This is a genomic window from Nocardioides marinisabuli (assembly GCF_013466785.1).
GTDB lineage: Bacteria > Actinomycetota > Actinomycetes > Propionibacteriales > Nocardioidaceae > Nocardioides > Nocardioides marinisabuli.
In genome coordinates, this window is the sequence record NZ_CP059163.1 from 295,424 (window position 1) to 319,441 (window position 24,018).

At 74.8% G+C, this 24,018-nt stretch carries 22 protein-coding genes, 1 pseudogene and 1 riboswitch; of the genes and pseudogenes, 12 read left to right on the forward strand and 11 right to left on the reverse strand.

The features are described 5' to 3' along the window. The first annotated feature begins 4 nt into the window (after positions 1–4). Genes H0S66_RS01425 through H0S66_RS01445 form a run of 5 tightly spaced genes read left to right on the forward strand, consistent with a single transcriptional unit; the run spans position 5 to position 5,784 of the window. Positions 5–574 carry an NADH-quinone oxidoreductase subunit J gene (locus tag H0S66_RS01425; RefSeq protein ID WP_179613792.1) on the forward strand — a complete coding sequence of 190 codons (570 nt, stop codon included), beginning with the start codon at positions 5–7 and terminating at the stop codon, positions 572–574. Next, positions 571–873 (forward strand): NADH-quinone oxidoreductase subunit NuoK, encoded by a 303-nt coding sequence (locus tag H0S66_RS01430; protein ID WP_179613793.1) that lies wholly within the window; start codon positions 571–573, stop codon positions 871–873. The genes H0S66_RS01425 and H0S66_RS01430 overlap by 4 nt, the downstream gene beginning before the upstream one ends. Then, positions 870–2,852 carry a proton-conducting transporter transmembrane domain-containing protein gene (locus H0S66_RS01435; RefSeq protein ID WP_179613794.1) on the forward strand — a complete coding sequence of 661 codons (1,983 nt, stop codon included), beginning with the start codon at positions 870–872 and terminating at the stop codon, positions 2,850–2,852. Before H0S66_RS01430 ends, H0S66_RS01435 begins: the two co-directional genes overlap by 4 nt. Before the next feature lie 3 nt (positions 2,853–2,855). Continuing rightward, the gene (locus tag H0S66_RS01440; protein ID WP_179613795.1) at positions 2,856–4,352 is read left to right on the forward strand and encodes a complex I subunit 4 family protein; all 1,497 of its coding nucleotides are present in this window, start codon (positions 2,856–2,858) and stop codon (positions 4,350–4,352) included. 25 nt (positions 4,353–4,377) lie between these two features. Further along, complete coding sequence (locus H0S66_RS01445; protein WP_179613796.1) at positions 4,378–5,784, forward strand: NADH-quinone oxidoreductase subunit N; 1,407 nt, start codon at positions 4,378–4,380, stop codon at positions 5,782–5,784. Positions 5,785–5,801: 17 nt separating this feature from the next. Here the strand turns inward: H0S66_RS01445 and H0S66_RS01450 are convergent, their stop codons facing one another. The 8 genes from H0S66_RS01450 to H0S66_RS01485 form a co-directional block, all read right to left on the reverse strand. After that, entirely contained in the window at positions 5,802–6,449 is a 648-nt protein-coding gene (locus tag H0S66_RS01450) for a DUF305 domain-containing protein (protein WP_179613797.1), read from the reverse strand. Positions 6,450–6,496: 47 nt separating this feature from the next. Further along, positions 6,497–8,251 carry an N-acetylmuramoyl-L-alanine amidase gene (locus tag H0S66_RS01455; RefSeq protein ID WP_179613798.1) on the reverse strand — a complete coding sequence of 585 codons (1,755 nt, stop codon included), beginning with the start codon at positions 8,249–8,251 and terminating at the stop codon, positions 6,497–6,499. A 59-nt stretch (positions 8,252–8,310) separates the two neighbouring features. Then, positions 8,311–8,946, reverse strand: coding sequence for a VC0807 family protein (locus H0S66_RS01460; RefSeq protein ID WP_179613799.1), 636 nt, complete (start codon positions 8,944–8,946; stop codon positions 8,311–8,313). Positions 8,947–9,112: 166 nt separating this feature from the next. Beyond that, the gene (locus H0S66_RS01465; protein WP_179613800.1) at positions 9,113–9,730 is read right to left on the reverse strand and encodes a cysteine hydrolase family protein; all 618 of its coding nucleotides are present in this window, start codon (positions 9,728–9,730) and stop codon (positions 9,113–9,115) included. A 44-nt stretch (positions 9,731–9,774) separates the two neighbouring features. Continuing rightward, positions 9,775–9,839: riboswitch (guanidine-III (ykkC-III) riboswitch) on the reverse strand. A gap of 24 nt (positions 9,840–9,863) precedes the next feature. Then, positions 9,864–10,559, reverse strand: coding sequence for a DUF3152 domain-containing protein (locus H0S66_RS01470; RefSeq protein WP_180923745.1), 696 nt, complete (start codon positions 10,557–10,559; stop codon positions 9,864–9,866). A 359-nt stretch (positions 10,560–10,918) separates the two neighbouring features. Then, positions 10,919–12,067, reverse strand: a complete 1,149-nt coding sequence (locus H0S66_RS20735; RefSeq protein ID WP_338037229.1) for an HAD-IC family P-type ATPase — start codon at positions 12,065–12,067, stop codon at positions 10,919–10,921. Further along, positions 11,950–13,602 carry a cation-translocating P-type ATPase gene (locus H0S66_RS01480; protein ID WP_180923749.1) on the reverse strand — a complete coding sequence of 551 codons (1,653 nt, stop codon included), beginning with the start codon at positions 13,600–13,602 and terminating at the stop codon, positions 11,950–11,952. The genes H0S66_RS20735 and H0S66_RS01480 overlap by 118 nt, the downstream gene beginning before the upstream one ends. Positions 13,603–13,678: 76 nt before the next feature. Next, positions 13,679–14,266, reverse strand: coding sequence for a hypothetical protein (locus tag H0S66_RS01485; RefSeq protein WP_179613803.1), 588 nt, complete (start codon positions 14,264–14,266; stop codon positions 13,679–13,681). A 173-nt stretch (positions 14,267–14,439) separates the two neighbouring features. On the opposite strand from H0S66_RS01485, the gene H0S66_RS01490 reads away from it, so the two are divergent. Then, on the forward strand, positions 14,440–15,159 hold the full coding sequence (locus H0S66_RS01490) for a response regulator transcription factor (protein WP_179613804.1): 720 nt from the start codon (positions 14,440–14,442) through the stop codon (positions 15,157–15,159). A gap of 1 nt (position 15,160) precedes the next feature. Further along, positions 15,161–16,627 (forward strand): sensor histidine kinase, encoded by a 1,467-nt coding sequence (locus tag H0S66_RS01495; RefSeq protein WP_179613805.1) that lies wholly within the window; start codon positions 15,161–15,163, stop codon positions 16,625–16,627. Between the two features lie 10 nt (positions 16,628–16,637). Here the strand turns inward: H0S66_RS01495 and H0S66_RS01500 are convergent, their stop codons facing one another. Continuing rightward, entirely contained in the window at positions 16,638–17,651 is a 1,014-nt protein-coding gene (locus H0S66_RS01500; protein WP_218876193.1) for a class I SAM-dependent methyltransferase, read from the reverse strand. 48 nt (positions 17,652–17,699) lie between these two features. On the opposite strand from H0S66_RS01500, the gene H0S66_RS01505 reads away from it, so the two are divergent. The 3 genes and pseudogenes from H0S66_RS01505 (at position 17,700) to H0S66_RS01515 (ending at position 19,976) form a co-directional block, all read left to right on the forward strand. Continuing rightward, positions 17,700–18,308: a TetR/AcrR family transcriptional regulator gene (locus tag H0S66_RS01505; RefSeq protein WP_179613806.1), complete on the forward strand. Its 609-nt coding sequence runs from the start codon at positions 17,700–17,702 to the stop codon at positions 18,306–18,308. 122 nt (positions 18,309–18,430) lie between these two features. Beyond that, positions 18,431–18,904 (forward strand): annotated as a pseudogene (locus H0S66_RS20915) (SDR family oxidoreductase); the annotation flags it as partial. A gap of 322 nt (positions 18,905–19,226) precedes the next feature. Next, positions 19,227–19,976, forward strand: a complete 750-nt coding sequence (locus H0S66_RS01515; protein ID WP_179613808.1) for an SDR family NAD(P)-dependent oxidoreductase — start codon at positions 19,227–19,229, stop codon at positions 19,974–19,976. Here the strand turns inward: H0S66_RS01515 and H0S66_RS01520 are convergent. Both H0S66_RS01520 and H0S66_RS01525 read right to left on the reverse strand, forming a co-directional pair. Next, positions 19,957–20,688: a lysoplasmalogenase gene (locus H0S66_RS01520; RefSeq protein ID WP_179613809.1), complete on the reverse strand. Its 732-nt coding sequence runs from the start codon at positions 20,686–20,688 to the stop codon at positions 19,957–19,959. The two genes, H0S66_RS01515 and H0S66_RS01520, sit on opposite strands and share 20 nt — an antisense overlap. Positions 20,689–20,719: 31 nt before the next feature. Beyond that, positions 20,720–21,868, reverse strand: coding sequence for a CDP-glycerol glycerophosphotransferase family protein (locus H0S66_RS01525; protein ID WP_179613810.1), 1,149 nt, complete (start codon positions 21,866–21,868; stop codon positions 20,720–20,722). A 128-nt stretch (positions 21,869–21,996) separates the two neighbouring features. On the opposite strand from H0S66_RS01525, the gene H0S66_RS01530 reads away from it, so the two are divergent. Then, positions 21,997–22,554 (forward strand): SigE family RNA polymerase sigma factor, encoded by a 558-nt coding sequence (locus H0S66_RS01530; protein WP_179613811.1) that lies wholly within the window; start codon positions 21,997–21,999, stop codon positions 22,552–22,554. Continuing rightward, positions 22,551–24,017 (forward strand): hypothetical protein, encoded by a 1,467-nt coding sequence (locus H0S66_RS01535; protein WP_179613812.1) that lies wholly within the window; start codon positions 22,551–22,553, stop codon positions 24,015–24,017. Before H0S66_RS01530 ends, H0S66_RS01535 begins: the two co-directional genes overlap by 4 nt. The last annotated feature ends 1 nt before the right edge of the window (position 24,018 follow it).

The following is a 24,018-nucleotide window of genomic DNA, read 5'->3' on the forward strand; positions in this document are numbered from 1 at the left end:
GGTGATGAGTGACGCCGGCTGGCTGGTCGACATCGCGTTCTGGGCCTGCGCCCTGGTCGCCGTCGCGACGGGCGTCCTGGTCTTCGTGGTCGACTCGATGGCACGGGCGACGTACGCGCTCGCGACCTCGTTCGTGGCCACGGGCGGGGCGCTGCTGCTGATGCAGCAGTCCTACCTCGGGGTCGTCGTGGTGCTGATGATGGTCATGGAGATGGCTGTGATGGCGGTCTACATGGTGATGTTCATGGGGATGAACCCGGCGCTGATGCCGATGAGCATGGTGCACTCGCACCGCGCCGCGATCGGTGTCGCCGTCGCGGTCTTCGTGGCGCTCGGGAGCGGCGCGGTCCTGGTGCCCTGGCCGGAGCGCCGGGGGGCGCCCTCGCCCGACGTCACCGAGGCCCTGGGGACCGCCATCATGGAGAGCCACATGCTGGTGATGATGGTGGTCGGCCCGGTGATGGTCGCCACGATCGTCGTCGGGGTGGTGCTCTCCAGCGCCCGCACCCGCTACGACCGGATGGGCGACGACCTCGACCAGCGCCCGGTCGACCCGCCGGAGGGCCGCTCATGACGCTGGAGACCGTCCTGCTCGTCGCCGCGGCCCTGCTGGCCGTCGGCGTCTACGGCGCGCTGTCGCAGCAGGTCGTGGTGATGGTGATGATGGGCCTGGAGCTGATGATCGCCGGGGTGCTGCTCGCGCTCGGCGGGTTCTGGTGGTTCCTGTCCCCCGACCCGTCGGGCCAGGTGCTGCTGCTGGTCGTGCTCGCCGCCATGACCGTCGAGATGGCGACCGGCTTCGCGGTCGCCACGCTGCTGCACCGCCGCGCCGGCTCCGACATGACCGACATGGCCACGGAGCTGCGCGAATGAACGCCCCCGACCTGCTCCTCGTCCTGCTCCTCGCGGTCCCCGCGGTCGTCGGGGCGCTGCTGGTGCTGGCCGGCCCCGGCGGTCTCCCGGCCCGCCCGTCGGCCTGGGCGGGCGTCGCCACGCTCGCACTGGCGGCCCTCGCGTCGGCACCGGTGGTGCTGGCCGGCGCCGAGGTCGGCGTCGGGTTCGTGGCCGGCTCGCGGTGGGGTCTCGAGGCGACCGGTCCCGCCGTCCTGCTGCTGCCCACCGTCCTGGTCGTCGCCACCCTGGTGCTCGGCGTGGCCGGCGCCACCGCCGAGACCCGGGAACCACGCTTCACCGGGTTGATGCTGCTCTTCACCGCGGCCGCGGTGCTGACCGTGCTGGCCACCAGCCTGCCGGGCCTGCTCGTGGGTTGGGAGCTGATGGGGGCGGCGTCGTACGCACTGATCGGCTACCGCTACGCCGACCGGCGCCGGGTGGCCTCGGGGGCCACCGCCCTCCTCACGACCCGTGCCGCCGACCTGGGTCTCTACCTGGCCACGGCGGCCGCGCTGGCGGGCGGCACCGACCTCTCGCTCGACGCCCTGGCCGGCATCGAGGGCGGCTGGCGCGACGTCGCCGCCGCCGGGGTGCTGGTCGCCGCGCTCGGCAAGGCCGCCCAGCTGCCCTTCTCGTTCTGGCTGGCGCGGGCGATGGACGGCCCCAGCCCGGTCTCCGCGCTGCTGCACTCGGCGGCCATGGTGGCCCTGGGCGGCTACCTGCTGCTGCGCCTCTCCCCCCTGCTCGCCTCGACCGGCTGGGCGGCGCAGACCACGGCGTGGATCGGCGCGGCGACGGCGGTCACCCTCGGCGCGGTCGCGGTGACCCAGACCGACCTCAAGCTGCTGCTCGCGGCCTCGACCAGCGCCCAGCTCGGCTTCGTGGTCCTGGCCGCCGGGGTCGCCGCCACCGCGGCCGGCACCGCCCACCTGGTCGCCCACGCCGCCGTGAAGGCGCTGCTGTTCCTGGTGGCCGGGGCCTGGCTGGAGGCGCTGGGCAGCAAGCGGCTCGACGTGCTCGACGGGGCCGCCCGGCGGTGGCCCGCCCTCGGGGCCCTCGCGGTCGCCGGGCTGCTCGCGCTCTCGGGATTGCCGCCGTTCTCGCTGTGGGGCACCAAGGACGCCGTGCTCGCCGGCGCGCACGCCGAGTCGACCGCTCTGTACGCCGCTGGGCTCGTCGCCACGGTCCTGGCGGTGGCCTACGCCGTGGTCGCGCTGGTCCACGTCGCCGGCCCTCCGGCAGACCCCCGGCGCGTCCCCGCAGCGGAGGACCGCGAGGAGGAGGCGAGAGGCAGCGTGCCCGCGCGGATCCCGGTGGCCCTCGCCCCGCTGGGCCTCGGCGCGCTCGTGCTGGGCGTCCTGGCGCTGCCCGCCGTCCTCGACCGGCTCCCGGGACGGGTGCCGGCCGAGCCGTCGCTGGTCGAGCTCGTCGGCTCCTCGGCGCTCGTCGTGGCCACCGCGGCGATCGTCGCCGCCCTGGTCCGGCGCTCCTCGCGCCGCCGCAGCCGTCGGCGCACGGGCAGGGTGGTGCGCGGTCTGCGCGGGTGGCTGCACCTGGAAGCCGCAGCGCACCTCGTGCTCGTGCGACCCACGATGCGCCTCGCCGGTGCGGCTGCACGTCTCGACGACCGGGCGCTGGCGCCGTCCGTGCGCGCAGCGGCGGCCGCGGTGCTGGGCGTCGGGCGTGGCACCGCCCGGGTCGACGACCGGGTGCTCGCCCGCGCCGTCGGCGGCGTCGGCTCCGCCGGGCTGCGTGCCGCCCGCGTCAGCGACCGCGCAGACGCCGGGACCGACCGGGCGGTCCACGGGGTCGCGACCGCCCTCGCCCGCGCCGGCCGGACGGTGCGCCGCAGCTCGGCGTCCGGCCAGCTGCACCACTACTACCTGCAGCAGGTGGGCCTGCTGCTGCTCGTGCTCGTCGTCGTGTCCCTGGTCGTCGTCATCGGAAGTCCGAGGTAACGCGTGCTCTCCGTCCTGGTGCTCCTCCCCCTGCTCGCCGCGGCGCTGCTGCTGGTCCCCGGGGTCTCCGACCGGTGGGCCCGGTGGGCCTTCGTGGGCGTCACGCTCGTCGAGGTGGTCCTGGCCGCCGTGCTCTGGGCGCGCTTCGAGGACCCCGGCGTCAACGGCCTCGCCTTCGAGCAGCAGGTCTCGTGGATCCCCGGCCTCGGCGCCAGCTACCACGTCGGCCTCGACGGGCTGTCCCTCGCCCTGGTCGTGATGACGTGCGTGGTCTTCGCCGCGTGCGCGGTCTACGCGCTGGGCGACGAGCAGCGACCGCGCCTCCAGGCGGCGCTGTTCCTGGCGCTGGAGACCACCTGCCTGGGGGTCTTCGCCGCCGCCGACCTGATCGTGTTCTTCCTCTTCTTCGACCTCTCGATCGTGGGCATGTACCTCGCGATCCACGGCTGGGGGCACGGCGACCGGGCCCGTTCGGCCCTGCAGTTCTTCCTCTACACCTTCCTGGGCTCCTTGGCGCTGCTGCTGGGCTTCATCGGCCTGTACGTCGCCTCCGAGCCGCGCACCTTCGACATGGTCGAGCTGGCGGCCTCCCCGCCGCTGCAGGGCAGCGGGGCCACCGGCGTCCTCGTGCTGGGGGCGGTGCTGCTGGGCCTGGCCATCAAGACCCCGACCGTGCCCTTCCACACCTGGCTGCCGCCGGCCCACACCGACGCGCCGGCGATCGGGTCGGCCGTGCTGGCGGGCGTGATGCTCAAGCTCGGCACCTACGGCTTCGTGCGGATCGCGATGCCGATGCTCCCCGACGCCTGGCGCGCCTGGGCGCCGGTGCTCGTGGTCGTCGGCATCGTCTCGGTGCTGTGGGGCGCGCTGGTGGCGCTGGCCCAGAGCGACCTGAAGCGGATGATCGCCTACACCTCGGTCAACCACATGGGTTACGTCGTGCTCGCGGTCGGTGCGGCGGGAGTGATCGCCGACGGCACGGCCGACGCCGAGGCCGCACGCACCACCGCGGTCACCGGCGCGGCCACCCAGATGGTCAGCCACGGCCTGCTGACCAGTGCGCTCTTCCTGCTGGCCGGGGTGGTCTGGAGCCGACGCGGCAGCTACGCCCTCGCCGAGTACGGCGGCCTGGCCCGCCCCGCCCCGCGCTTCGCCGCCCTCCTGGTGCTGGCGGCCCTGGGCTCGTTGGGCCTGCCCGGTCTCTCCGGCTTCATCGCCGAGCTGCAGGTCTTCGCCGGCTCGATCGCCGTCGTCCCCTGGAGCGCGGTGGCCCTGCTGGGCATCCTGCTGATGACGGCGGTGCTGCTGCGCGCGCTGCAGCAGCTGCTCACCGGCCCGGTGCACGGGCTCGCCGAGGGCTTCGCCGACGTCCGGGCCCGCGAGGGGCTGCCGGTCGCGGTGCTGCTCGCGCTGGCCGTGGTGGTCGGCCTGGCGCCCCGGCCGCTGCTCGACCTGCTGGAGCCGGCGGCCGCGGCCGCGGCGGCCCTGGTGGCCCGGTGAGCCGGCGGGTGCGCGTGCGATGAGCATGACGTCGAGCGTCGTGGCGCTGCTGCCCGAGCTGGTGCTGCTGCTGGGCGCGGTGGGGTGCCTGCTGCTGGGCTCGTGGACCCCCCGACGACGGCAGGGCCGCGTCCGCGGGGTCGCTGGCCTGGTGGTCCTCGGCTTCCTCGCCGCGACCGTCCGGGGACTGCTGGCGCCGAGCACGACGGCGTTCTCGGACACGTTCGCCGTCGACGAGGTCACCGGGCTGCTCCGGGTGGTGGTCGGTCTCGCGCTCCTGGTGCTGCTGGCGCTGGCCGGCGACGAGGTCGCCGGGCACCCGCGCGAGAGCGAGGTCTACGTCCTGCTGCTGCTGGGCGCCGACGGGGTGCTGCTCGTGGGCGGCAGCACCGACCTGGCCGTGCTGGTGGTCGGCTTCCTCCTGGCCAGCATCCCGCTCTACGGGCTGATCGGGCTGTCCACCGCGTCCACGGCGCCGGAGGCGGCGCTGAAGACCTACCTCGTCGGTGCGCTGTCCGGGATCGTGCTGATGCTCGGGGCGGCCGTGCTCCACGGCCTGGCCGGCAGCACGGCGTACGCCGACCTCGACGCGGGGGTCACCGCTGCTCCCACAGCGGCTGGGGCCGCCGGGGTGGTGCTGGTCCTGGTGGGCCTGCTGTTCAAGGCCGGGGCCGTGCCCGCCCACTTCTGGGTGCCCGACGCCGTGCAGGGCTCGTGGGTCACCAGCGCCGCCTTCCTCACCACCGTGCCCAAGCTGGGCGCGGTGGTGGCGATCATGCGGCTGCTCGACGCGCTGCCCCGCCAGGACGTGTGGCCCGCCCTGGTGGCTGTCCTGGCCGCGGTCAGCATGAGCGTGGGCAACCTCGCCGCCCTCACGCAGGACGACGTGCGCCGCCTGCTGGGCTGGTCGACGATCAGCCAGGTCGGCTACCTGCTCGCCGTGGTCGCGGCCGTCCCCGCAGTCGACCGGGCCCGCCCCACGCTGCTGCTCTTCCTCGCCGGCTACGCCGTGACCAACCTGGCCTGCTTCGCCGTGCTCCGGGCCGAGCCCGGCCGCGTGCGGGTCGAGCAGTGGCAGGGTGCGGCCCGGCGCCGGCCCGCCCTCACCGCCGCGCTCGGGGTCTCGCTGCTGGGCCTCGTGGGCACGCCCCCGACCGCGGTCTTCGTGGCGAAGGTGCTGACGATCGCGGTCACCTGGGAGGCCGGGCTGGCCTGGCTGGCGGTGCTGGTCGCGGCCAACACGGTGCTCAGCCTGGCCTACTACCTACGGTGGCTGGCGGCCTGCCTGGCCCGAGCCGGGGGCGACGCGGCGCGGACCGCCGATGCGCGCACCGGACCTGGACGTGCACCCGCGGCGCTGGCCGTGGGGTGCGCCGGCGCGGCGGTGCTACTCGGCCTCGTGGCGGGCCCGGTGCTGGCGCTGGCCGGCTGACCCGTCACCCGCCGTCCTCAGCCGAGCAGCCCCTCCATGGCCTCGATCTCGGCGCTCTGCGAGGTGATGACCGACTCGGCGAGGGCGACCGCGTCGGGGTGCAGCCCCTCCGCGACCTCCGTCTCGGCCATCTCGACCGCGCCCTCGTGGTGCTCGGTCATCATCTCCAGCCACAGCTGCTCGAACTCGGCGTCGTCGGCCTCGCGCAGCTCCTGCATCTCCTCGCTCGTCATCATCCCGGTCATGGCCTCCCCCATGGCCTCGCCGTCCTCCATGTCGTGCGACCCGCCGTCGTGCCCGGCGTTGGCGTGGTCGAGCCCGGTCTCGGGCACCGGCTCGCCCCAGGTGGTCAGCCACTCGGTCATGGTCTGCACCTCCGGCACCTGCGCCTCCCGGATGTCGGTCATGAGTGCAGCCATCTCGGGATCGACGTCGCGTCCCTCCGCCAGCACGACCATCTCGACAGCCTGCGCGTGGTGCGGGATCATCTGCGTCGCGAACTCGACGTCGGCGTCGTTGAACCGCGAGCCGTCGCGCGCCGTGCGGGCGGTGTCGTCCGGCTCCTCGTCCGTGCCGCCGCAGGCGGCAGCGCCGAGGAGGAGCCCGGTGAGGGCCACGGCCCCGAGGACGCGTCGGACGGGGCGGGAGGCGCGGGTGGCGGTCACTCCCCCAGCCTAGGAATCAGCCCAACCGCTCGACGCCCGAGTCCCCCTCAGGCGTCGTCGACCTGCACCCGGACCTCCCCGCGCGCGGGGTTGCAGGCCCGGTCGCCGGCGTAGGTGACCGTCACCAGGCGGTCGCCCGCCTTGATCGGCTTGCGGGCACCGAAGGTGGCCCGCAGCTTGCCGTCGCGCAGCGCGACCTGGTCGGAGCGTCCGCTGACCGTCACCGTCACCCGACCGGTGGGCACGACGTCGACGCCCTGCGCCGGCACCAGGTCGGCCTTGACGACCACCTTGCCGCGCCGGGAGCGCGCCGAGACCACGACCTTGACCGGGATGGTGACCCGGCCGGCGTTGACGACGTCCTGCGCCGCCTCGGCCCCCGGGCTGGTCGCGCGCACCAGGGCGCTGATCTCGCTGCCCAGGTCGTCCTCGGTGCAGCGGTAGCGCAGCCCGGTCGCGCCGCTGATCGCCTTGCCGGCGCGGCGCCACTGCACGCTGACCTTGGCCCCCGAGGGGTCGTAGGCGCCGGGGTCGACCTCGAGCCGCTTGCCCGGGCGGGTGCGTCCGCTCACCGACGGCCGGCGGGTGGCGCGCACCTTCTTGTCGGCGTTGCGGTACCTCTCGACGATGCGGTGCGCGTCGGAGCGCACGTCGGGCAGGCGCGCGTAGAGCAGCTTGCCGGGGCAGGCGGTGTCGTTGGTGTCGCGGTGCCCGTCGATGATCCGCAGCGTCGCCACGGTGCCGGCGCGGTACCGGTCGCTGCCCTCGGAGCGCACCTTGATCTTGCCGCGCGGGCGACGGGCGTACTGGTCGAGCTTCCAGGCGGCCAGGTCTGCCAGCGCGCCCTGCATCGCCTTCGACGGGCCGGTGACCTCGTAGTTGCCGATCGCCGCGACCCCGGTCGAGGTGGCGTTGAAGCCGAGCGTGTGGGCGCCGCGCACCGGCTTGGCCACGCCCCCGGCTCGGCCCTCCCAGAGCCGGCCGTACTTGTCGACCAGGAAGTTGTAGGCGATGTCGCTCCAGCCCAGGTTCTGGGTGTGGTAGCGGTAGAAGCCGCGGATCAGCGCGGGCACGTCGGTGCGCGAGTAGTCGTTGCCGCTCGCGGTGTGGTGCACGTGCAGCTGCTCGATCGTGGAGTTGTAGCGCGGGGAGCCGTTGCGCCACGACTCGGTGGCGCCCCAGCTCTTGCGGCTGCGGATCGTCGGCTTGGGCACGGGGTCGCCCTCGCGGGCGGCGGTGCTGCGCCCGGCCGCCAGCGAGGTGGGGACCTCGTCGGCGTCGGCGGCGCGCGGCTGGGGGTGCAGCAGCACCAGCGTCAGGTCTCGGGGCCGGGTGCCGCCGACCTGCACCTGCACGCCCTCCGCGGCCCCCACCCAGCGCAGGTGCGTGCCGCGCACGGCGGTCTCCTCGGCGTCGTCGGGGTCGGGGTGGTCGTCGAGGGCCGGCAGCACCTGCCACTGGCCCCAGCTGCCGGCGACCTTGGAGCGCACCGACACCTCGGCGGTGCTCTCGCCGCGCCAGGTCGCGGCCACCATCGAGTGCACCGAGGTGGGCAGCGCCCTGGTCGTCCAGCGCGCCTGGGCGGAGCGGGTGAGCAGCGAGTCGTCGAGGCGCACCTCGAGGGCCTTGACGTCCGACCCGCTGTCGGCCGAGAGCTCGAGGGCTCCGCCGGGCTGCTCGCGGGGGTCGTCGGGCTGGGAGGAGGGGTCGAGGCGCACGGCGACCCCGACCGCGCCGACGGCGACGCCGCCGACGACGGCCGCCTTCACGAGGGAACGTCGGTGGGTGGGCTCGGGGGGCATGCGCCGATTGTGCCGAGCCCGGGACCCCGATCCGGGGAGGCACGACGGGGCGGGTGCTCCTAGGAGGCCGGGACGGTCTCCGCTGCAGGCTCCGGCGCGGCCTCGAGGGTCTCGCCGCAGTGGGCGAACAGCCCCTCCTGGCGCGCGACGTACGCCGCCAGCGCCACGGTCAGCACGGCGGCCAGCACGTTGACGACCAGCATCAGGATGCTCTTGACGAGCACGAACGTCTCGAGGGACTGCGACTGCAGCAGCCACAGCGTCGCGCTCGCCTTGGCCAGCCCCAGCCCGGCCCACAGCGCGGTCAGGTGCCAGAACAGCCGGCGCACCCGCGGGCGCATCGCCAGCTCGTGGTCCATCGGGTAGAAGTCGCCGGCCAGCCGCGCCACCATCGGGCGGGCGCTGGCCAGGGAGAGCGCGAAGAGCAGCGCCACGACCCCGTCGGTGATCACCGGCTGCAGGAAGTAGAGCCACGCGCTGTCGGCGACCAGCGAGAGCGCCGTGCGCCCGCTGAGCAGGATCGCGGTCAGCCACAGCAGCCCCGAGGCGCGGCGCCGGGTCACCACCCGCCACCCGATGGCGCCGTACGACCAGGCGAGCGCGGCACCGATGGCGGTCCACACGCCGGCGAGGGCGAAGACGCCGTAGAACAGCACGGCGGGCACGACCACCGCGACGAGCAGGCTCTGGGCCACGCGGCGCACGACGCTGGCCAGGTCGGGTCGCGAGGCGGTCGCGGCGGGGGTCCGCGGAGTGGTGGTGGGCAGGGACGAGGGCGCTGGGACGCGAGGTGCCAAGGGGGCCGGTCCGCCGGTCGGTGCTGCACCGGGCTTCGCTCGGAGGTAGGACGGAAGTCTGAGTCTACCGGGTCCGCGCGGCGTCGGCGAAGGCCGCGGCCACCTCGTCCGAGGTGCGCCGCGCACCGGTCTGCAGGTACTCCATCGCTCGCAGCGCCGCCTCGTGGGCCTCGAGGCCCGACCCGGCCACGCAGTCCTCGACGACCCGGCAGTGGTAGTCGTGCTGGTGGGCGTCGACGAAGGTGTAGTGCACGCACACGTCGGTGTGGCCCCCGACCAGCAGCAGCGTCTCGGCGCGCAGCCCCTTGAGCAGGATCTCCAGCTCGGTGCCGAAGAAGCACGAGTAGCGGCGCTTGCGGATCACGTAGTCGTCGGGGCGCACCCCGAGCGCGGCGGCGATCTCGGTGCCCGGGTCGCCCTCCAGCAGGTGGACCCCCTCGGCCCCGTCGAGCTCCCGGCCGAAGTCGACCAGGTCGCGGCGGTGGGCCTCCTGGAAGAACACCACCGGGACCCCGCACTCGCGGGCGCGGGCGACCAGCGCCGGCACCCGGTCCATCGCCTCGGCGTAGCCGGGCATGAAGGGGATCGCCGACTCCTCGCCCTCGGCGCCACCGCCGCCCTGGACGTCGATGACGACGAGGACCGGCCGGCCCTCGATGAGCTGTCGCTGCTGCTGGGACATCTCGCCTCCTGGTGAGTCGCGACAGCCGGCCACGCCCGCTGTCGCGTGCGTCGTCGTCGGTCCGGGTACGGCGCGTCTCGTCCGGACGCCGCCGGGGACCGGCGACGTGCCGCGACCCTACAACGGCACCGGCTCAGGGGTGGGGCCACGCGTTGGGCACGCAGCCGTCGAGGACGACGGTCTGCTGCAGCATCACCGGGGCCGGCAGCCCGGCGCCCGGGCAGGCGGCGTGGCCGTGGCCCAGCGCGTGGCCGACCTCGTGGTTGACCAGGTAGCGGCGGTAGCCGCGCAGACCGCCGTCGTAGGCCAGCGAGCCCAGCTGCCACCGCACCGCGTTGAGGGCGACGACTCCCCCGTTGCGGCAGGACAGCTCGCCGCGGGTGCTGAGCGGGGCGCACAGCCGGTCGGTGGTGGCGGGGGTGGCCACCAGGATGCGCAGGTCGGGGTCGGTGGCGGTCGGCTCCAGCACGCCCGGCTCGCCGCGCACCCAGCTGCGCGGGTCGCGCAGGATGGCGTGGACCGTCTCGGCGACCTGCGCGGCGTCGATGCCCGAGGCGGCCAGCCCCCGCTCGACCTCGACCGTGTACGTCGTGCGCGTGCCCGCCGGCGGAGCCTGCTCGACCGGGGCGACGTCGAAGGTGCCGGGGCCGGCGTGGGGCACCGGCTCCGGCTCGGGCTCGGGTGCCGGCAGCGGGTCGCGCCCGCGCAGCGGGTCGCCCACCCCGGCCCCTGCCGCCCGGGCGTCCGCGGCGGGGCGCGTGGGCTCGACCGAGGCGGGAGCGGGGGTCTCCTCGGCGACCGAGGTCTCGGCACCGACCGGGCCGAGCATCGCGACCGCACCGAGAGCCAGGGCGCCTGCGGCCCCCAGCCCGACCACGACGCGGCGGCGGCGCGACCGGGCGGCGTACGCCGTGGCGCGCGGTGGCGGGCGCTGCTCACGTGTCGCCGACCTCCCTGCCGCCTCGGCACGGGACCTCGACGGCCCCCCGCTCCGCGTCATCCTAGGCAGCGCCCACCCGCCCCGACCACCGGCCTCCGCCCCCCTGAGGCTGCGCCCCGGCCCCCGAAGTTTCATCGGGCACCCGAGGGAACTGGCGCCGCCATACTGATGCTTCGTGCAGGAGGCGCGAGTTCCATCGGGTACCCGATGAAACTCCCGCGGCCCCGATCAGAACACGTTCTAGGCACTCAAGGCCGGGCGGTGGCCGCGGAGCGCCGCCACCTCAGCTTGTCGAGCTCGACGACGACGGCGGCCGCGACCGCGACCAGCACGATCCGCAGCCACACCCCCGCGTCGATGGGGGCGGTGTGGAAGAGGGCATTCATGGCCGGGAGGTAGGTCAGGGCGGCCTGCAGCACGACCTGCACCGCGACCCCGACCAGCAGCCACCGGTTGCCGAGCAGGCCGCTGCGCCACAGCGGGCGCACCAGGGAGCGGCAGCTGAAGAGGTAGAAGGCCTCCACGGTGACGAAGACGTTGATCGCCGCGGTGCGGCTGACCTCCAGCGACGCGCCCTGGGCCAGCTCGTGGTCGAAGACCCACCGCGAGCCGACCACCAGCAGCGCCGAGACCAGCAGCGTGCGCAGCACCACCGGGGCGCTGAGCAGCGAGCGGCGCGGGTCGCGGGGTGGACGGGTCATGATGCCGTCCTCCTTCGGCTCGAAGGCCAGCATCAGCCCGAGCGCCACCGCGGTGGTCATGTTGATCCACAGGATCTGCGTCGGCAGGATCGGCAGGCTGGTCCCGAGCAGGATCGCCACCAGGATCACCAGGCCCTCCCCCATGTTGGTGGGCAGCGTCCAGACGATGAACTTGGTGATGTTGTCGAAGACCCCGCGCCCCTCCTCGACCGCGGCCTCGATGGTCGCGAAGTCGTCGTCGGTGAGCACCACGTCGCCCGCGTCCTTGGCCACCTCGGTGCCGCTGCGGCCCATCGCGACCCCCACGTCGGCCCGCTTGAGGGCCGGGGCGTCGTTGACGCCGTCGCCGGTCATCGCCACCACGTGCCGGCGGGCCTGCAGCGCCTCGACGATGCGCAACTTCTGGCCCGGGCTCACCCGCGCGAAGACCGACGCCCGCTCCACCGCCTCACCGACGACATCGTCGTCCAACGCCTCGACCTCGGCCCCGCTCAGCACGGCGTCGCCGTCGCCGTCGCCGTCAAGGAGGCCGACCTGCCGGGCGACGGAGACCGCGGTGCCGGCGTGGTCGCCGGTGATCATCTTGACCTCGATGCCGGCCTCGCGGCAGCTGCGCACCGCCGCCGCGGCGGTGTCCCGGGGCGGGTCGAGCATGGCCTGCAGCCCGGTGAGGACGAGCGGGCGCCGGCCCGCCACCACGTCCGCCAGGGCGTCGGGCCGGCGTCGTCGAGCAGCGCGGTGGCCAGCACCCGCATGCCCTGCGCGGCGAGGGCGTGGGCCGCGGCGAGCACCGGCTCGGCGGCCAACGGCGCCGGGGTGCCGTCGGGGCCCAGCTGCTGCGAGCACAGCGCGAGCACCCGCTCGACCCCACCCTTGACCAGCACCACGTCACCGCCGGGGCGGCCACCGGAGGCGTGCCGGGTGGCCATGTACTGCCGCTCCGAGCTGAACGGCACGCTGCCCAGCCGCGGCAGCGCGTGCGGCGCGGCCCCGAGGTGACGGGCCACGAGAAGCATCGCGGTCTCGGTCGGGTCGCCGACCCCCTCGCCCGCCTCGGTCAAGGCGGCGTCGTTGCAGTTGGCGCCGGCCAGCAGGCACCACCACAGCGCCTGGTCGTCGCGCACCGCGGCCAGGGTGCCCGGTCCGGGCCGGTCGCCCACCTCGACCTCGCTGGAGGGCGACCACAGCAGCCGCACGCTCATCCGGTTCTGGGTCAGGGTGCCGGTCTTGTCCGAGCAGATGACGGTGGCCCCGCCCAGGGTCTCGACCGCCGGCAGGCGTCGTACGACGGCGCCGCGGCGTGCCATCCGCGAGACCCCGATGGCCAGGGTGATGGTCACCGCGGCGGGCAGCCCCTCGGGGATCGCACCCACCGCGAGGGCCACCGCCGCGGTGAACATCTCCGCGCCCGCCTCCCCGCGCGCCACCCCGACCGCGAAGGTCAGCACCGCCAGGGCCAGCACGACCCCGGTCAGCCACGCGCTGAAGACCGCGAGCTTGCGGCTCAGCGGGGTGGCCAGGACCTCGGCGCCGCCGACCAGGCGGTGGATCTCACCGACCTCGGTGCCGGCCCCGGTGGCCACCACCACCCCGCTGCCGGTGCCGGCGACCACGAGGGTGCCCGACCAGGCCATGTTGCTCCGGTCGGCCACCGGCGTACGCCGCTCGACCACGCCGGGACGCTTGGGCACCGGCAACGACTCCCCGGTGAGCGCCGACTCGTCGAGCCGCAGCTCGCTGCTGTCGACCAGCCGCAGGTCGGCCGGCACCTTGTCGCCGGCCTCGAGCAGCACCAGGTCGCCGGGCACGAGCTCCTCGGAGGCCACCTCGTGGCGCAGCCCGTCACGGACCACCCGGGCCCGGGTGTGCACCATCGAGCGCAGCGCCTCGAGCGCCGCGTCGGCCTTCGACTCCTGCACGAAGCCGATGACCGCGTTGAGCACCACCACCCCGAAGATCACCGCCGAGTCGACCAGCTCGCGCAGCGCCAGGGTGACGAACCCCGAGACGACCAGCACGTAGACCAGCGGGTGGTGCAGCTGGCGCAGCAGCCGTCGCACGGGCCCGGCCGACACGGCCCGCGGCAGGCGGTTGGGGCCGTGGCGTGCCAGCCGGTCGCGGGCCTCGTCGCCGCGCAGGCCCAGGCGCGGGTCGCTGCCCAGCAGCAACCACGCCTCCTCGGCGGGGAGGTCGTGGACCGTGCGCGCCTCGTCGACCGTCCCCGCACCCATGACCCCAGTCCAGCCGGGCGCGCGGACGCCCTCCAGTGCCGTTGGTCCCCAACCTCAGGACGTCAGGTCGTGCCGCTCACGTCGACGTGCCCGACTCGGTGGGGGCGGCCATGATCTGCACGGCGACGAGGTCACCGTCCCCGCTGGCGGCCGAGGCGAGCAGGAGGACCTGCTCGCCCTCGACGAGGTCGTCCGTCGTCGCGGCCTCGCCGCCCCGGACCACCACGGTCTGGTCGGTGGTGAGGTAGGTCTGGCTGCCGTCGGCGGTCTCCACCTCGATGCTCGAGGAGGACAGCGACCCGATCGTGCCCTCGACCCGCTCCCCGGACACGGCCCCGCCGCCGGGACCGCCCGGGACCCCACCGGGGCCGCCTCGACCGGCGCCGGGACCGGCGGCCCCGTCGGGCTGGGTGGGTTGGGCGGGCTGGGTGGCACCGACCGCGGTCTGCTCGGCGACCACGGCGGCGGTGTCGTCCGAGCCCTGGACCGCCCCCACGACGCCCACCAGCGAGCCGCCGGCGACCACGCCGGCCGCGACCAGCGCGGCGACGCGCCAGCGCGGCCCGCCACGGGTCCGGCCACGGGTCCGGCTCGTCGGCCGCAGCCCGTCCTGCTGTTCGGGCTGCTCGGTGGTGGGCCCGCTCGGGTCCTGGGCGTCAGTCATGTCGGTGTCCTTTCCGGGGACGGGGAGGTGCGGTCCGACGAGACTGGCCAGCGAGCCTGGGACCCACCCGCGCCGGTCCTGGGAGGTCCCTGGCAGGCGAGGGGGCCGAGGTTCACAGGAACCTCCCAGGTGGCCCACAGGCGCGGGCCGGGCGGGCGCGCCAGGATGAGCACGTGAACCAGACGCACACCACCCCGCCCGAGGCCCGGCTCCTGGTCGTCGACGACGAGCCCAACATCGTGGAGCTGCTGGCCGCGAGCCTGCGCTTCTCCGGCTTCGAGGTGCGCACCGCACCCGACGGCCGGGCCGCGCTGGAGGTGGCGCGCGAGTGGCGTCCCGACCTGGTCGTGCTCGACGTGATGATGCCCGAGATGGACGGCTTCGAGGTCGTGCGCCGGCTGCGCTCCGAGGGCCGCACCTACCCGGTGCTCTTCCTCACCGCCCGCGACGGCGCCGAGTCGAAGGTCCAGGGGCTGACCCTGGGCGGTGACGACTACGTGACCAAGCCCTTCAGCCTCGAGGAGGTCGTGGCCCGCATCCGCGCCGTGCTGCGGCGTACGACGCAGGGGGCCGCGGCCGCGCCCTCGACGCGGTTCCGCTTCGAGGACGTCGAGCTCGACGAGGACTCCCACCAGGTGTGGAAGGACGGCCAGGAGGTCGCCCTGTCCCCCACCGAGTTCAAGCTGCTGCGCTACTTCCTGCAGAACCCGGGCCGGGTGCTCAGCAAGGCCCAGATCCTCGACCGGGTCTGGCAGTACGACTTCGGCGGCGACGCCAACGTGGTGGAGTCCTACGTGTCCTACCTGCGTCGCAAGGTCGACACCTCCGAGCCGCGGCTGCTGCACACCGTGCGCGGCGTCGGCTACGTGCTGCGCGTGCCGAGCGGTTCCTGAGGTGCGTGCCCTGGCCCGCCGGGTACCCCTGCGCCGGGCGCTGGTGGCGACCCTGCTGCTGCTGGTGACGCTCGCCCTGGTGGGCTCGGGGTTCGCCACCCACGCGACGCTGCGCGGCTACCTGCTGGAGCGGGTCGACGACCAGCTGCGCGGCGCCGCCCCGGTGGTGGCCGGCTCCGGCGGTGCCGACGAGACGCTGGAGCGCCGCCCGGGCCCCGGGGGTCGTGGACCGCTGCCCAGCGCCTTCGTGGTGCAGGTGGTCGACGGGTCCGGCGCCACCGTGGTCGGGCCCACGAGCAACCTGCTCGACGACGAGCCGCTCCCCGACCTGCCCGACGACCCCGAGGCCGGGCCGGACGGGACGAGCTTCACCGTCGCCGCGGTCAGCGGCGACGGCCAGTGGCGGGTGCGGGCGGTCGACGTCACCCTCTCCGACGGCACGCAGGGCACCCTGATGGTCGCCCAGAGCCTCGAGGACGTGCAGGGCATCCTCGACCGGTTGGTGCTGCTGCTCCTGGTCATCGGCGGCGTGACGGTCGCGGTGCTCGGCGCCGTGGGCTACCTGCTGGTCCGCGGCAGCCTCAAGCCGCTGCAGGACGTCGAGCGCACCGCGGCCAGGATCGCCGCCGGCGACCTGGGTGAGCGGGTGCCGCACGCCGACCCGCGCTCCGAGGTGGGCCAGCTCGCCGCGGCCCTCAACGTCATGCTGGCGCAGATCGAGTCGGCCTTCGCCGAGCGCGAGGCCGGCGAGCGGGCCGCCCGCGGCTCCGAGAGGCGGATGCGGCGCTTCGTGGCCGACGCCAGCCACGAGCTGCGGACCCCGCTGACGACCATCCGGGGCTTCGCCGAGCTCTACCGCCAGGGCGCGGTCAGCGACGACGACGGCGTACGTCGCCTGGTCGGGCGCATCGAGGGCGAGGCGGCCCGGATGGGCCTGCTCGTCGAGGACCTCCTGCTGCTGGCGCGCCTCGACCAGCAGCGCCCGCTGGCGCGCGAACCCGTCGACCTGCTGGCGCTGACCACCGAGGCGGTCGAGAGCGCCCGGGCGGTGGCGCCGCAGCGGCCGCTGGTGCTCGAGGTCGGCGCGCTGCAGGGACTGCCGGTCGTGCTCGGCGACGGCCCGCGGCTGCGGCAGGTGCTCGACAACCTCATCGGCAACGCGCTGCGCCACACCCCCGCCGACGCCCGGGTCACGGTCTCGGTGGGCACCCGTCATGACCCCGGTGGGGAGCCGCGGGTGCGGGTCGAGGTCGCCGACGAGGGGCCCGGCATGGACCCTGACCACGCCGCCCGCGTCTTCGAGCGCTTCTACCGCGCCGACGAGTCCCGCAACCGCAACGACGGCGGCAGCGGGCTGGGCCTGGCCATCACCAGCTCGCTGGTCCAGGCGCACGGCGGCAGCATCAGCGTCGACACCGCCCCGGGCCGCGGCGCCAGGTTCCGGGTCGACCTGCCCGCCGAGCCGTGAGCAGCCCGGCCTAGGCGACCTTCTCTGCCACGATCCGCCAGTTCAGGTCGGCGATCTTGGCGCGCTCGGCCAGCGTCCAGGCCTCTCCACCCCGTTGCAGCAGCTCCAGGGACTCCTCTATCCAGGAGGGAGCGATCCGGGCCTTCTCGAGCACCCGCACCAGACGGCGCCCGTGCAGGATCAGGTCCCGCTTCTGCTCGCACAGCGGCCACGCCTCGCTCCGCGAGGGAGCAGACACGAGGACTCGGAATCCGGCGCGCTCGAGCGCCGCGCACACGTCGGCGGGGTACATCGACTGCGTGGCTGCCAGGGTCGGCAGGTAGAGCCGGTGCAGCGCGACGTGCTCCTCGTCGTCCCAGTCGAAGAAGGGGGTGAGGAGGTACTCCGAGCAGGCGTAGCGGGCCCCGGGCTTGAGCACGCGGTGCATCTCGGCGGCGTGCGAGTCGAGCTCCTCCTTCTTGAAGAAGGGCCACACGGCCTGGAACGAGTAGCACCCGTCGAACGACTCCGAGGGGTAGTCGAGCGGGTCGTGGTGGTTGCCGACCTGGAAGTGCAGCCGGTCGCTCATCCGACTCCGCGCCGCCCAATCGACGGCGTTCTGCACCTGGTCGGGGTCGATGTTGTAGCCGGAGACCCGCCCGCCGGTCAGGGTCGCGAGGTGGTGGGCGATCCGGCCGCGGCCGCACCCCATGTCGAGCAGGTGCGAGCCGGTCGGGTCGGCCAGCGCGAGGTCCTCGAGCAACGCCTTCTCGGTGAGCACCTGGTTGTCGTAGAGGCCCTTGCGGGCGTCCAGCATCGGCGGGATGTAGAGCTTCTCGAGGTCGAAGACCGACAGCAGGTTGTTGAGCACCTTGTAGTAGGCGGCCACCGCCCGGGTCTCGTCCTCGGTCGCGGTCTCCTCACCGGCCTGCATCCGTTGGAAGAACCGGTAGGCGTCGATGCAGGCCTGCTTGTCCTGCGCGGGCAGCGTCGCCAGGCGCTTGAGGCCCGTGAGGGCGGTGGAGACGCGGTAGGTGTCGATCATGCATCCATTCATACAGTCAATGTCTACTTGTATGGAAGAGTGCAGCCCATGGGACACCACGGCTGGAAGGGCGATCCGCCGCCCACCGAAGCGCTCGCACGCGCCCGCATCCTCGAGGGGGCTCGGCGCTGCCTCGAGCGCACCGGGGCCGCCAAGACCACCCTGTCCGACGTCGCCCAGGAGGTCGGCGTCACCCGACAGACGGTCTACCGCTACTTCCCCGGACTGGCCGACCTCCTGCAGGCCGTCGCCGAGGCCGGCGCCGCGGCGTTCGTCGAGCGGATGCGGGCACAGGTGGCCGCGATCCCCACGCCCGCCGAGGTGGTCTGCGAGGCGATCGCCTTCTGCGTCGAGGAGCTGCCGCGCGAGCCGCACATCGCCCCCCTGCTCGACGCCGACGACCGAGCCCTCTTCGGCCACGGCGTCACGTCGGGCACCGGGGTCGACCTCGCCGGCTCGTTCCTGCGCGACCTGGACATCGACTGGACCCTCGCCGGCGTCGCCGACCGGGAGCTCGACGAGCTGGCTGAGCTCATGCTGCGCCTGATCGGCTCCCTGCTGCAGCACCCGCCCGGCAGCCCCCGCTCACCCGACGACGTACGCCGCTTCGTGCGCCGCTGGCTGGGCCCCGCCCTGATACCCGGTCTGGACCGTTGACAAAACTGACGCGTGTCAACACAGTGACCCGTGTGACGCAGGACCCCCGTACCCAGGCCCATCCGTTCGCCGGTCGACAAGCCCTGGTGACCGGGGGTGGCTCGGGCATCGGGGCCGCACTGGTGCGGGCCCTGGTCGACGCCGGCGCCGACGTCGTCGCCGCCGACCTCGACGTGGACGCCGCAGAGCGCGTGGTGCGGGCCGCCACCGGCCCCGGCACCGCGCGGGCGTTGCGACTCGACGTCACCGACGCCGCCGCCGTGCAGGCCGCCGTCGACGACGTGGTCGAGCGCGGTGGCAGCATCGACCTGCTCTTCAACAACGCCGGCATCACCTTCGGCGGCGAGACCGAGGACCTGAGCCTGGCCCACTGGGACGCCATCATCGACGTCAACCTGCGCGGGGTCGTGCACGGCGTCGCGGCGGCGTACCCGCACATGGTCCGCCAGGGCGCCGGCGGCACCCGCTCGGGCGGCCACATCGTCAACACCGCCTCGATGGGCGGGCTGATGGCGGCCGGCCTGATCACCAGCTACGTCGCCACCAAGCACGCGGTCGTCGGGCTGTCGCTGGCCCTGCGCACCGAGGCGGCCGCCAAGGGCGTGGGCGTGACCGTGCTGTGCCCGGCCGCGGTCGAGACCCCGATCCTGGACAAGGGCCACCTCGGGCGCTTCCACGGCCGCGACTACTACCTGAAGGGGCAGGGCGTGCGCCGCCCGCTCGACGCCGACGTGCTGGCGGCCCAGGCGCTCGACGCGGTCGCCGCCGACCGCGCGATGCTGGTGACCCCGCGCCAGGCGCGCGTGGCCTGGCGCATCGGGCGGCTGGCCCCCGGGTTCACCGGCCGCGCGGCCACCCGCTTCGTCGCCAAGCAGCGCCGTCTCCAGGCCCGGCGCTCCGGTCGCGCAGGAGCACCGCATGAGCACGCCCGGCGCGGCGCCGGTCGCCCTGGTCGTCGGCGGTGCCTCGGGCCTCGGTGCCGCGTCCGCCGCCGCGCTGGGGGCGGCCGGTCACCACGTCGTCACCGGCGACCTGGCCGGCACGGGCGCCGACCTCGCCGTCGACGTCACCGACGAGGACGCCGTCGCGGCAGCGGTCGACGCCGTCGTCGCCGAGCACGGTGGGCTGGACGTGGTGGTCAACTCCGCCGGTGTCAGCACCCTGATGCGGGTCGTCGACCACGACGCTTCGGAGTTCCGCCGGGTGCTCGACGTCAACCTCACCGGTGGGCTGCTGGTGCTCAAGCACGCGGCGCGGGTGATGACGGCGGCCGGGCGCGGCGGCGCGGTGGTCTCGATCGCCTCGCTGAACGCCCGCCAGCCGGGCACCGGCATGGCGGCGTACTGCTCGGCGAAGGCCGGCCTCGCGATGCTCACCCAGGTCGCCGCGCTGGAGCTCGGCCCCAGCGGCATCCGGGTCAACGCCGTCTCGCCCGGCCTGGTCGTCACCCCGCTCACCGCGCCCGCGATGGACATCGCGGGGGTGCGTGACGACTACGTCGAGAACACCCCGCTGGGTCGCGCCGGCACGCCCGAGGAGGTCGCCGAGGCCGTGGTCTACCTGGCCACGGCTCGCTGGCTGACCGGCGAGGTGCTCGACCTCAACGGCGGCGCCCACCTGCAGCGCTACCCCGACCTCGTCGGGCACGTCACCCGGGCGTTCGGCTGACCGCCGGCACCAGCGCCGGGGCCCCGGCCCGGGCGGCGCCGTCGGCGAGCAGGAGCTGCGCCGCCGCGTAGGTGAGCATCACTGCCGACTCGAGGCGTCGCGGCGACTCCTCCAGGAGGAGCTCGCGCAGGCCGATGATCGCGTCGGAGAACAGGAAGAGGCCGGCGCCCGCGACGGTGCTGCGCCGCGCCGCGGGGCCGAGGGAGCCGTCCACCCGCGTCGCGGCGGCGACCATCGAGGAGAGCACCGCCGAGTAGGCCGCCACGCTCGCGCCCAGGCGCCGGTCCTGCCGCGCCGCGGCGAGTGCCAGGGGTGGGGTCGTGACCACCCACAGCGCCGCGAGCGCCACGGGGGCGGCACCGCAACGCGCCCGGCTCCGATCTCGGAAGCCGCGGATGTACGCCGCGTGGCCCACCGCGAACGAGCCAGCCCCGGCCATGAACCGCCCGGGGCCCTCCCCCAGCAGCAGCACGTCGCCGCCCCAGCCGCCCGCCTCCGCGACGAGGGTCGTGGTGCGCAGCGGCGACGTGGCCGCTCGCGGGTCGGTGGCCAGCGACGCGGCCAGCAGCGGCATCAGCAGCGGCTTGCTGAGCAGCCGCGCCCGGTGCGCCCGCTCGCCCCCGGTCCCGGCGAGCAGGGTGTCGGCCGCGGCCACGACGACGTACGCCGCCCGGAGCCGGCGCGCCGTGGTGCGGCTGCGAGCGAGGTCCATCCCCCGACGGTAGTGCTCCGCGCGGTCCGCGTCAGGCGATGACGTCGGCGCCCAGGTCGCCGACGGGTGCCTCACCCACCAGCAGGTCGCGCCGCACGACCAGCGCGGAGACCGACTCCAGGAAGCGCCGCGTGCTCTCGCCGACCTGGAGGTCGTCGAAGTAGTGGTGGCGCATCGCCATCCGCGCCAGGTGGTGCTCGTCGCGCTCGAGACGGGTGGTGAGCAGGGCGCCGAGCCCGTCGACCGTCGCGTCGTCGACCACGTCGGCGCACCGGCTCACCGGCACCTCGCGCCGCAGCCGCTCACCGTCGCCGTGCGGGTCGGTGAGGAAGATCGGCCGCTCGGTGCGCAGGTAGAGCCAGTCGAGGCCCACGGAGGAGACGTCGGTGACCATCGCGTCGCAGTCGGGGATGACGGCCAGGATGTCGCCGCGCAGGACCTGGGCGTGCCCGGCCTCCGGGTCGCGCTCGCCGGCCTCGGCCACCAGTCGCAGCACCTCCAGGTGCGCCTCGCGCACCGCCGGGGTCGTGCTGGTGACGATCTTGGGGTGCGGCTTGTAGACCAGCCGCACGTCGGGGACGCCGAGGACCTGCTCGACGATGCGCGTGCCCAGCACGTCGAGGGAGGTGTAGTCGTTGTAGTCGGCGTCGCCCTCCCAGGTGGGGGCGTAGAGCACCGTGCGCCGGGTGCTCGGCGCCAGCAGCGGAGCCGGGCGCAGGTCGAGCTGGGGCCGCCCGGTGCGCACCAGCTTGCGGGTGTCCAGCTCGAGCAGGCCGCTCACGTGGCGCTGCACCGCCGCCTCACCGGCCACGAAGACCCGGTCGTAGGCCTTGGCGTTGTTGCTGGCCATCGACTGCTTGTCGCTCTCCCCGTGGTTGATGTGCACGTGCAGGCGGCGACCGTCGAGCAGCGACTGGAAGTTGAGCATCGAGTTGTTGCAGTAGAGCACCACCTTGGCGTCGAGCTCCTCGTACAGCGCGGTCAGCTCGGGGAACTCCACGGCGAGCAGCACCGGCAGGCCGGTGCGCCGGCGCAGCAGGTCGGCCGAGCCGGAGTCGCGCACCACGACGGCGACCGGGTGCTGCTGGTCCAGCAGCGCCAGCACGTCGAGCCACTGCACGAGCTGGTAGGTCCGGGTCGGGTCATCGGCGAAGTAGGCGATGACGTGCACGTCGTTCACGAGCGGAGTTTACGGCCAGGGCCCGCATGGTCTGCTCGCCGGAGTCCGCCGCTACCGCGTTCGGTGTACCCGGCCACGCAACCTCTGGCCCTCCGGCGGCGTCAGGGTGGTAGGAGAGGCGGTGCCTGATGAGGACGACGACCACCGACAGCCGTCCCGCCGGGGCGGGTGTCACCGGGGTGACGGGTGCGCCCGAGGGCCTGGCGGAGCAGGTGCCCGGCCTGTGGCCCTGGCTCTACCGCTGCGCCTACCTGCTGACCGGCAACCACGCCGACGCCGAGGACCTGGCCCAGCAGACGCTGCTGCAGGCGTGCCGCTCGTGGTCGCGGGTGAGCCGCGCCGAGCAGCCGCAGGCCTACCTGCGGCGCATCCTGACCAACCAGCACCTCTCGAGCCGCCGACCGCGCTCGCGCCGGCTCGAGCTGCTCACCGAGGCCCCGCCCGAGCCTCGCTCGCCAGCGCCCGCCGGCCCCGAGGACCGCCTGTCCCTGTGGCCGCACGTGGCGTCGCTGCCGCCACGCCAGCGCGCCGTGATCGTGCTGCGCTACTACGAGCAGCTCACCGAGCGCGAGATCGCCGACGTGCTCGGGTGCTCCACAGGCAACGTCAAGTCCACGGCCCACCGCGCCCTGCGCGCACTGCGGGCGACCGTCGGCGCCGAGGCCGACCAGGAGGAGTCGAGATGACCACCGAGCTGGAGAAGACCCTGGTCCGCGAGCTCGACCTGGTGGCGGCGCACCTCCAGGTGCCCCCGGCGCCGAGCCTGCCGCCCGCCTCGGCCCGGCAGCGGCTGCACGCCCGGGTGGGCCGTCCCGCCCTGGTCGCCGCCGCCGTCGCGCTCCTGCTCGGCGCCGGCGCGCTGCTGGCACGCGGGACGCTGGTCGACCCCGGCGACCCCGTCGTCCCGGCGACACCGAGCCCCACGTCGATCTCGACCTCCGCGCCGAGCGTCCCGTTCGTGGTCGACGAGCGTCTCCACGTCGACGGCACCCAGGTGCCGGGGCGCTGGTGGGGCGTGGAGTCGCGCGGCCAGCAGTGGCTGGCCCAGCAGGCCGACGGGTCGTGGTGGTCGGGCGGGCCGGGCCGCGACACCGGGCGCATCGCCGCCGAGCTCGACCAGCCACCGGTGCTGTCCCCCGACGGTGGCTACGTGGCGATGATCGACCTGGGCCAGGGCGCGCCCGTGCTCACCGGCTTCGACACCGAGCCGGCGGGTGAGGGGCTGGGCGCCGCGCCCGTCGACCTGCCCCGCTCCGAGGGCGGCACCACGATCCGGGTCCGTGCCGTGACCGACCAGGGCGACGTCGTCGTCCAGGGCAGTCGCACCGCACTCGTGTGGCGCGCGGGGACCGGGGACCAGACCACCGTCCTCGACCTGTCCCGCACCGCGCCGGGCCAGCAGGTGCTGGAGGCCACCGCCGCGGGTCTGGTCGTCGTCGACGGGCTCGACTCCGACCCGCAGAGCGTCCCGGCCTACCTCGCGGACCTGTCGCCCGACGGCCGGCTGACGCGGACCGGCACCCTGCCGCTGTACGACGACCTGGAGGTCAGCCCGGGCGGCACCCGTCTGGTCCTCTCGCCGCCGGCCACCCTCGGCGGGGAGGTCGAGTCGGTGGGTTCGCTCGAGGCCCGGGCCGTCGCGGGCGGCGAGGAGGTGAGGCTCGCAGCACCCGACGGATGGGGCTTCGCCGTCGGGACCTGGGCCTGGGAGGACGACCGGACGCTCGTGGCCGAGCTGCACGCCGACGACGGCCGGCCGGCTGCGTCGCCACAGCTGGCTCGCTGCGACGCCGCCACCGGGGTCTGCCGCGGCTTCCCCAGCCCCTACGGCACTGCGGCGCAGGAGGCTCCCGACGAGCCGGCGAGCGCCGCCTCCGTGCTGGACACCGTGGCGCAGGCCGCCGCCACCGGTGACCGCAGCGCGCTGCGCGACGCGGCGGTCATCGGTGCGCCGCAGTGGAAGCAGCTGGTCACCTGGACCGCCGGTCTGGGCAGCTCCGGGGTCACCTGCCGGCCCAACGGCAGCCGCACCCGCGACTGCGAGCTGGACCTGGAGGCCGATCCCACCAGCACCTACTACGCCATCCTCGAGCCCGCCGACAACGCCTACGGCTGGTCGGTCACCTACGTGGGCATCGCGGACGGGTGAG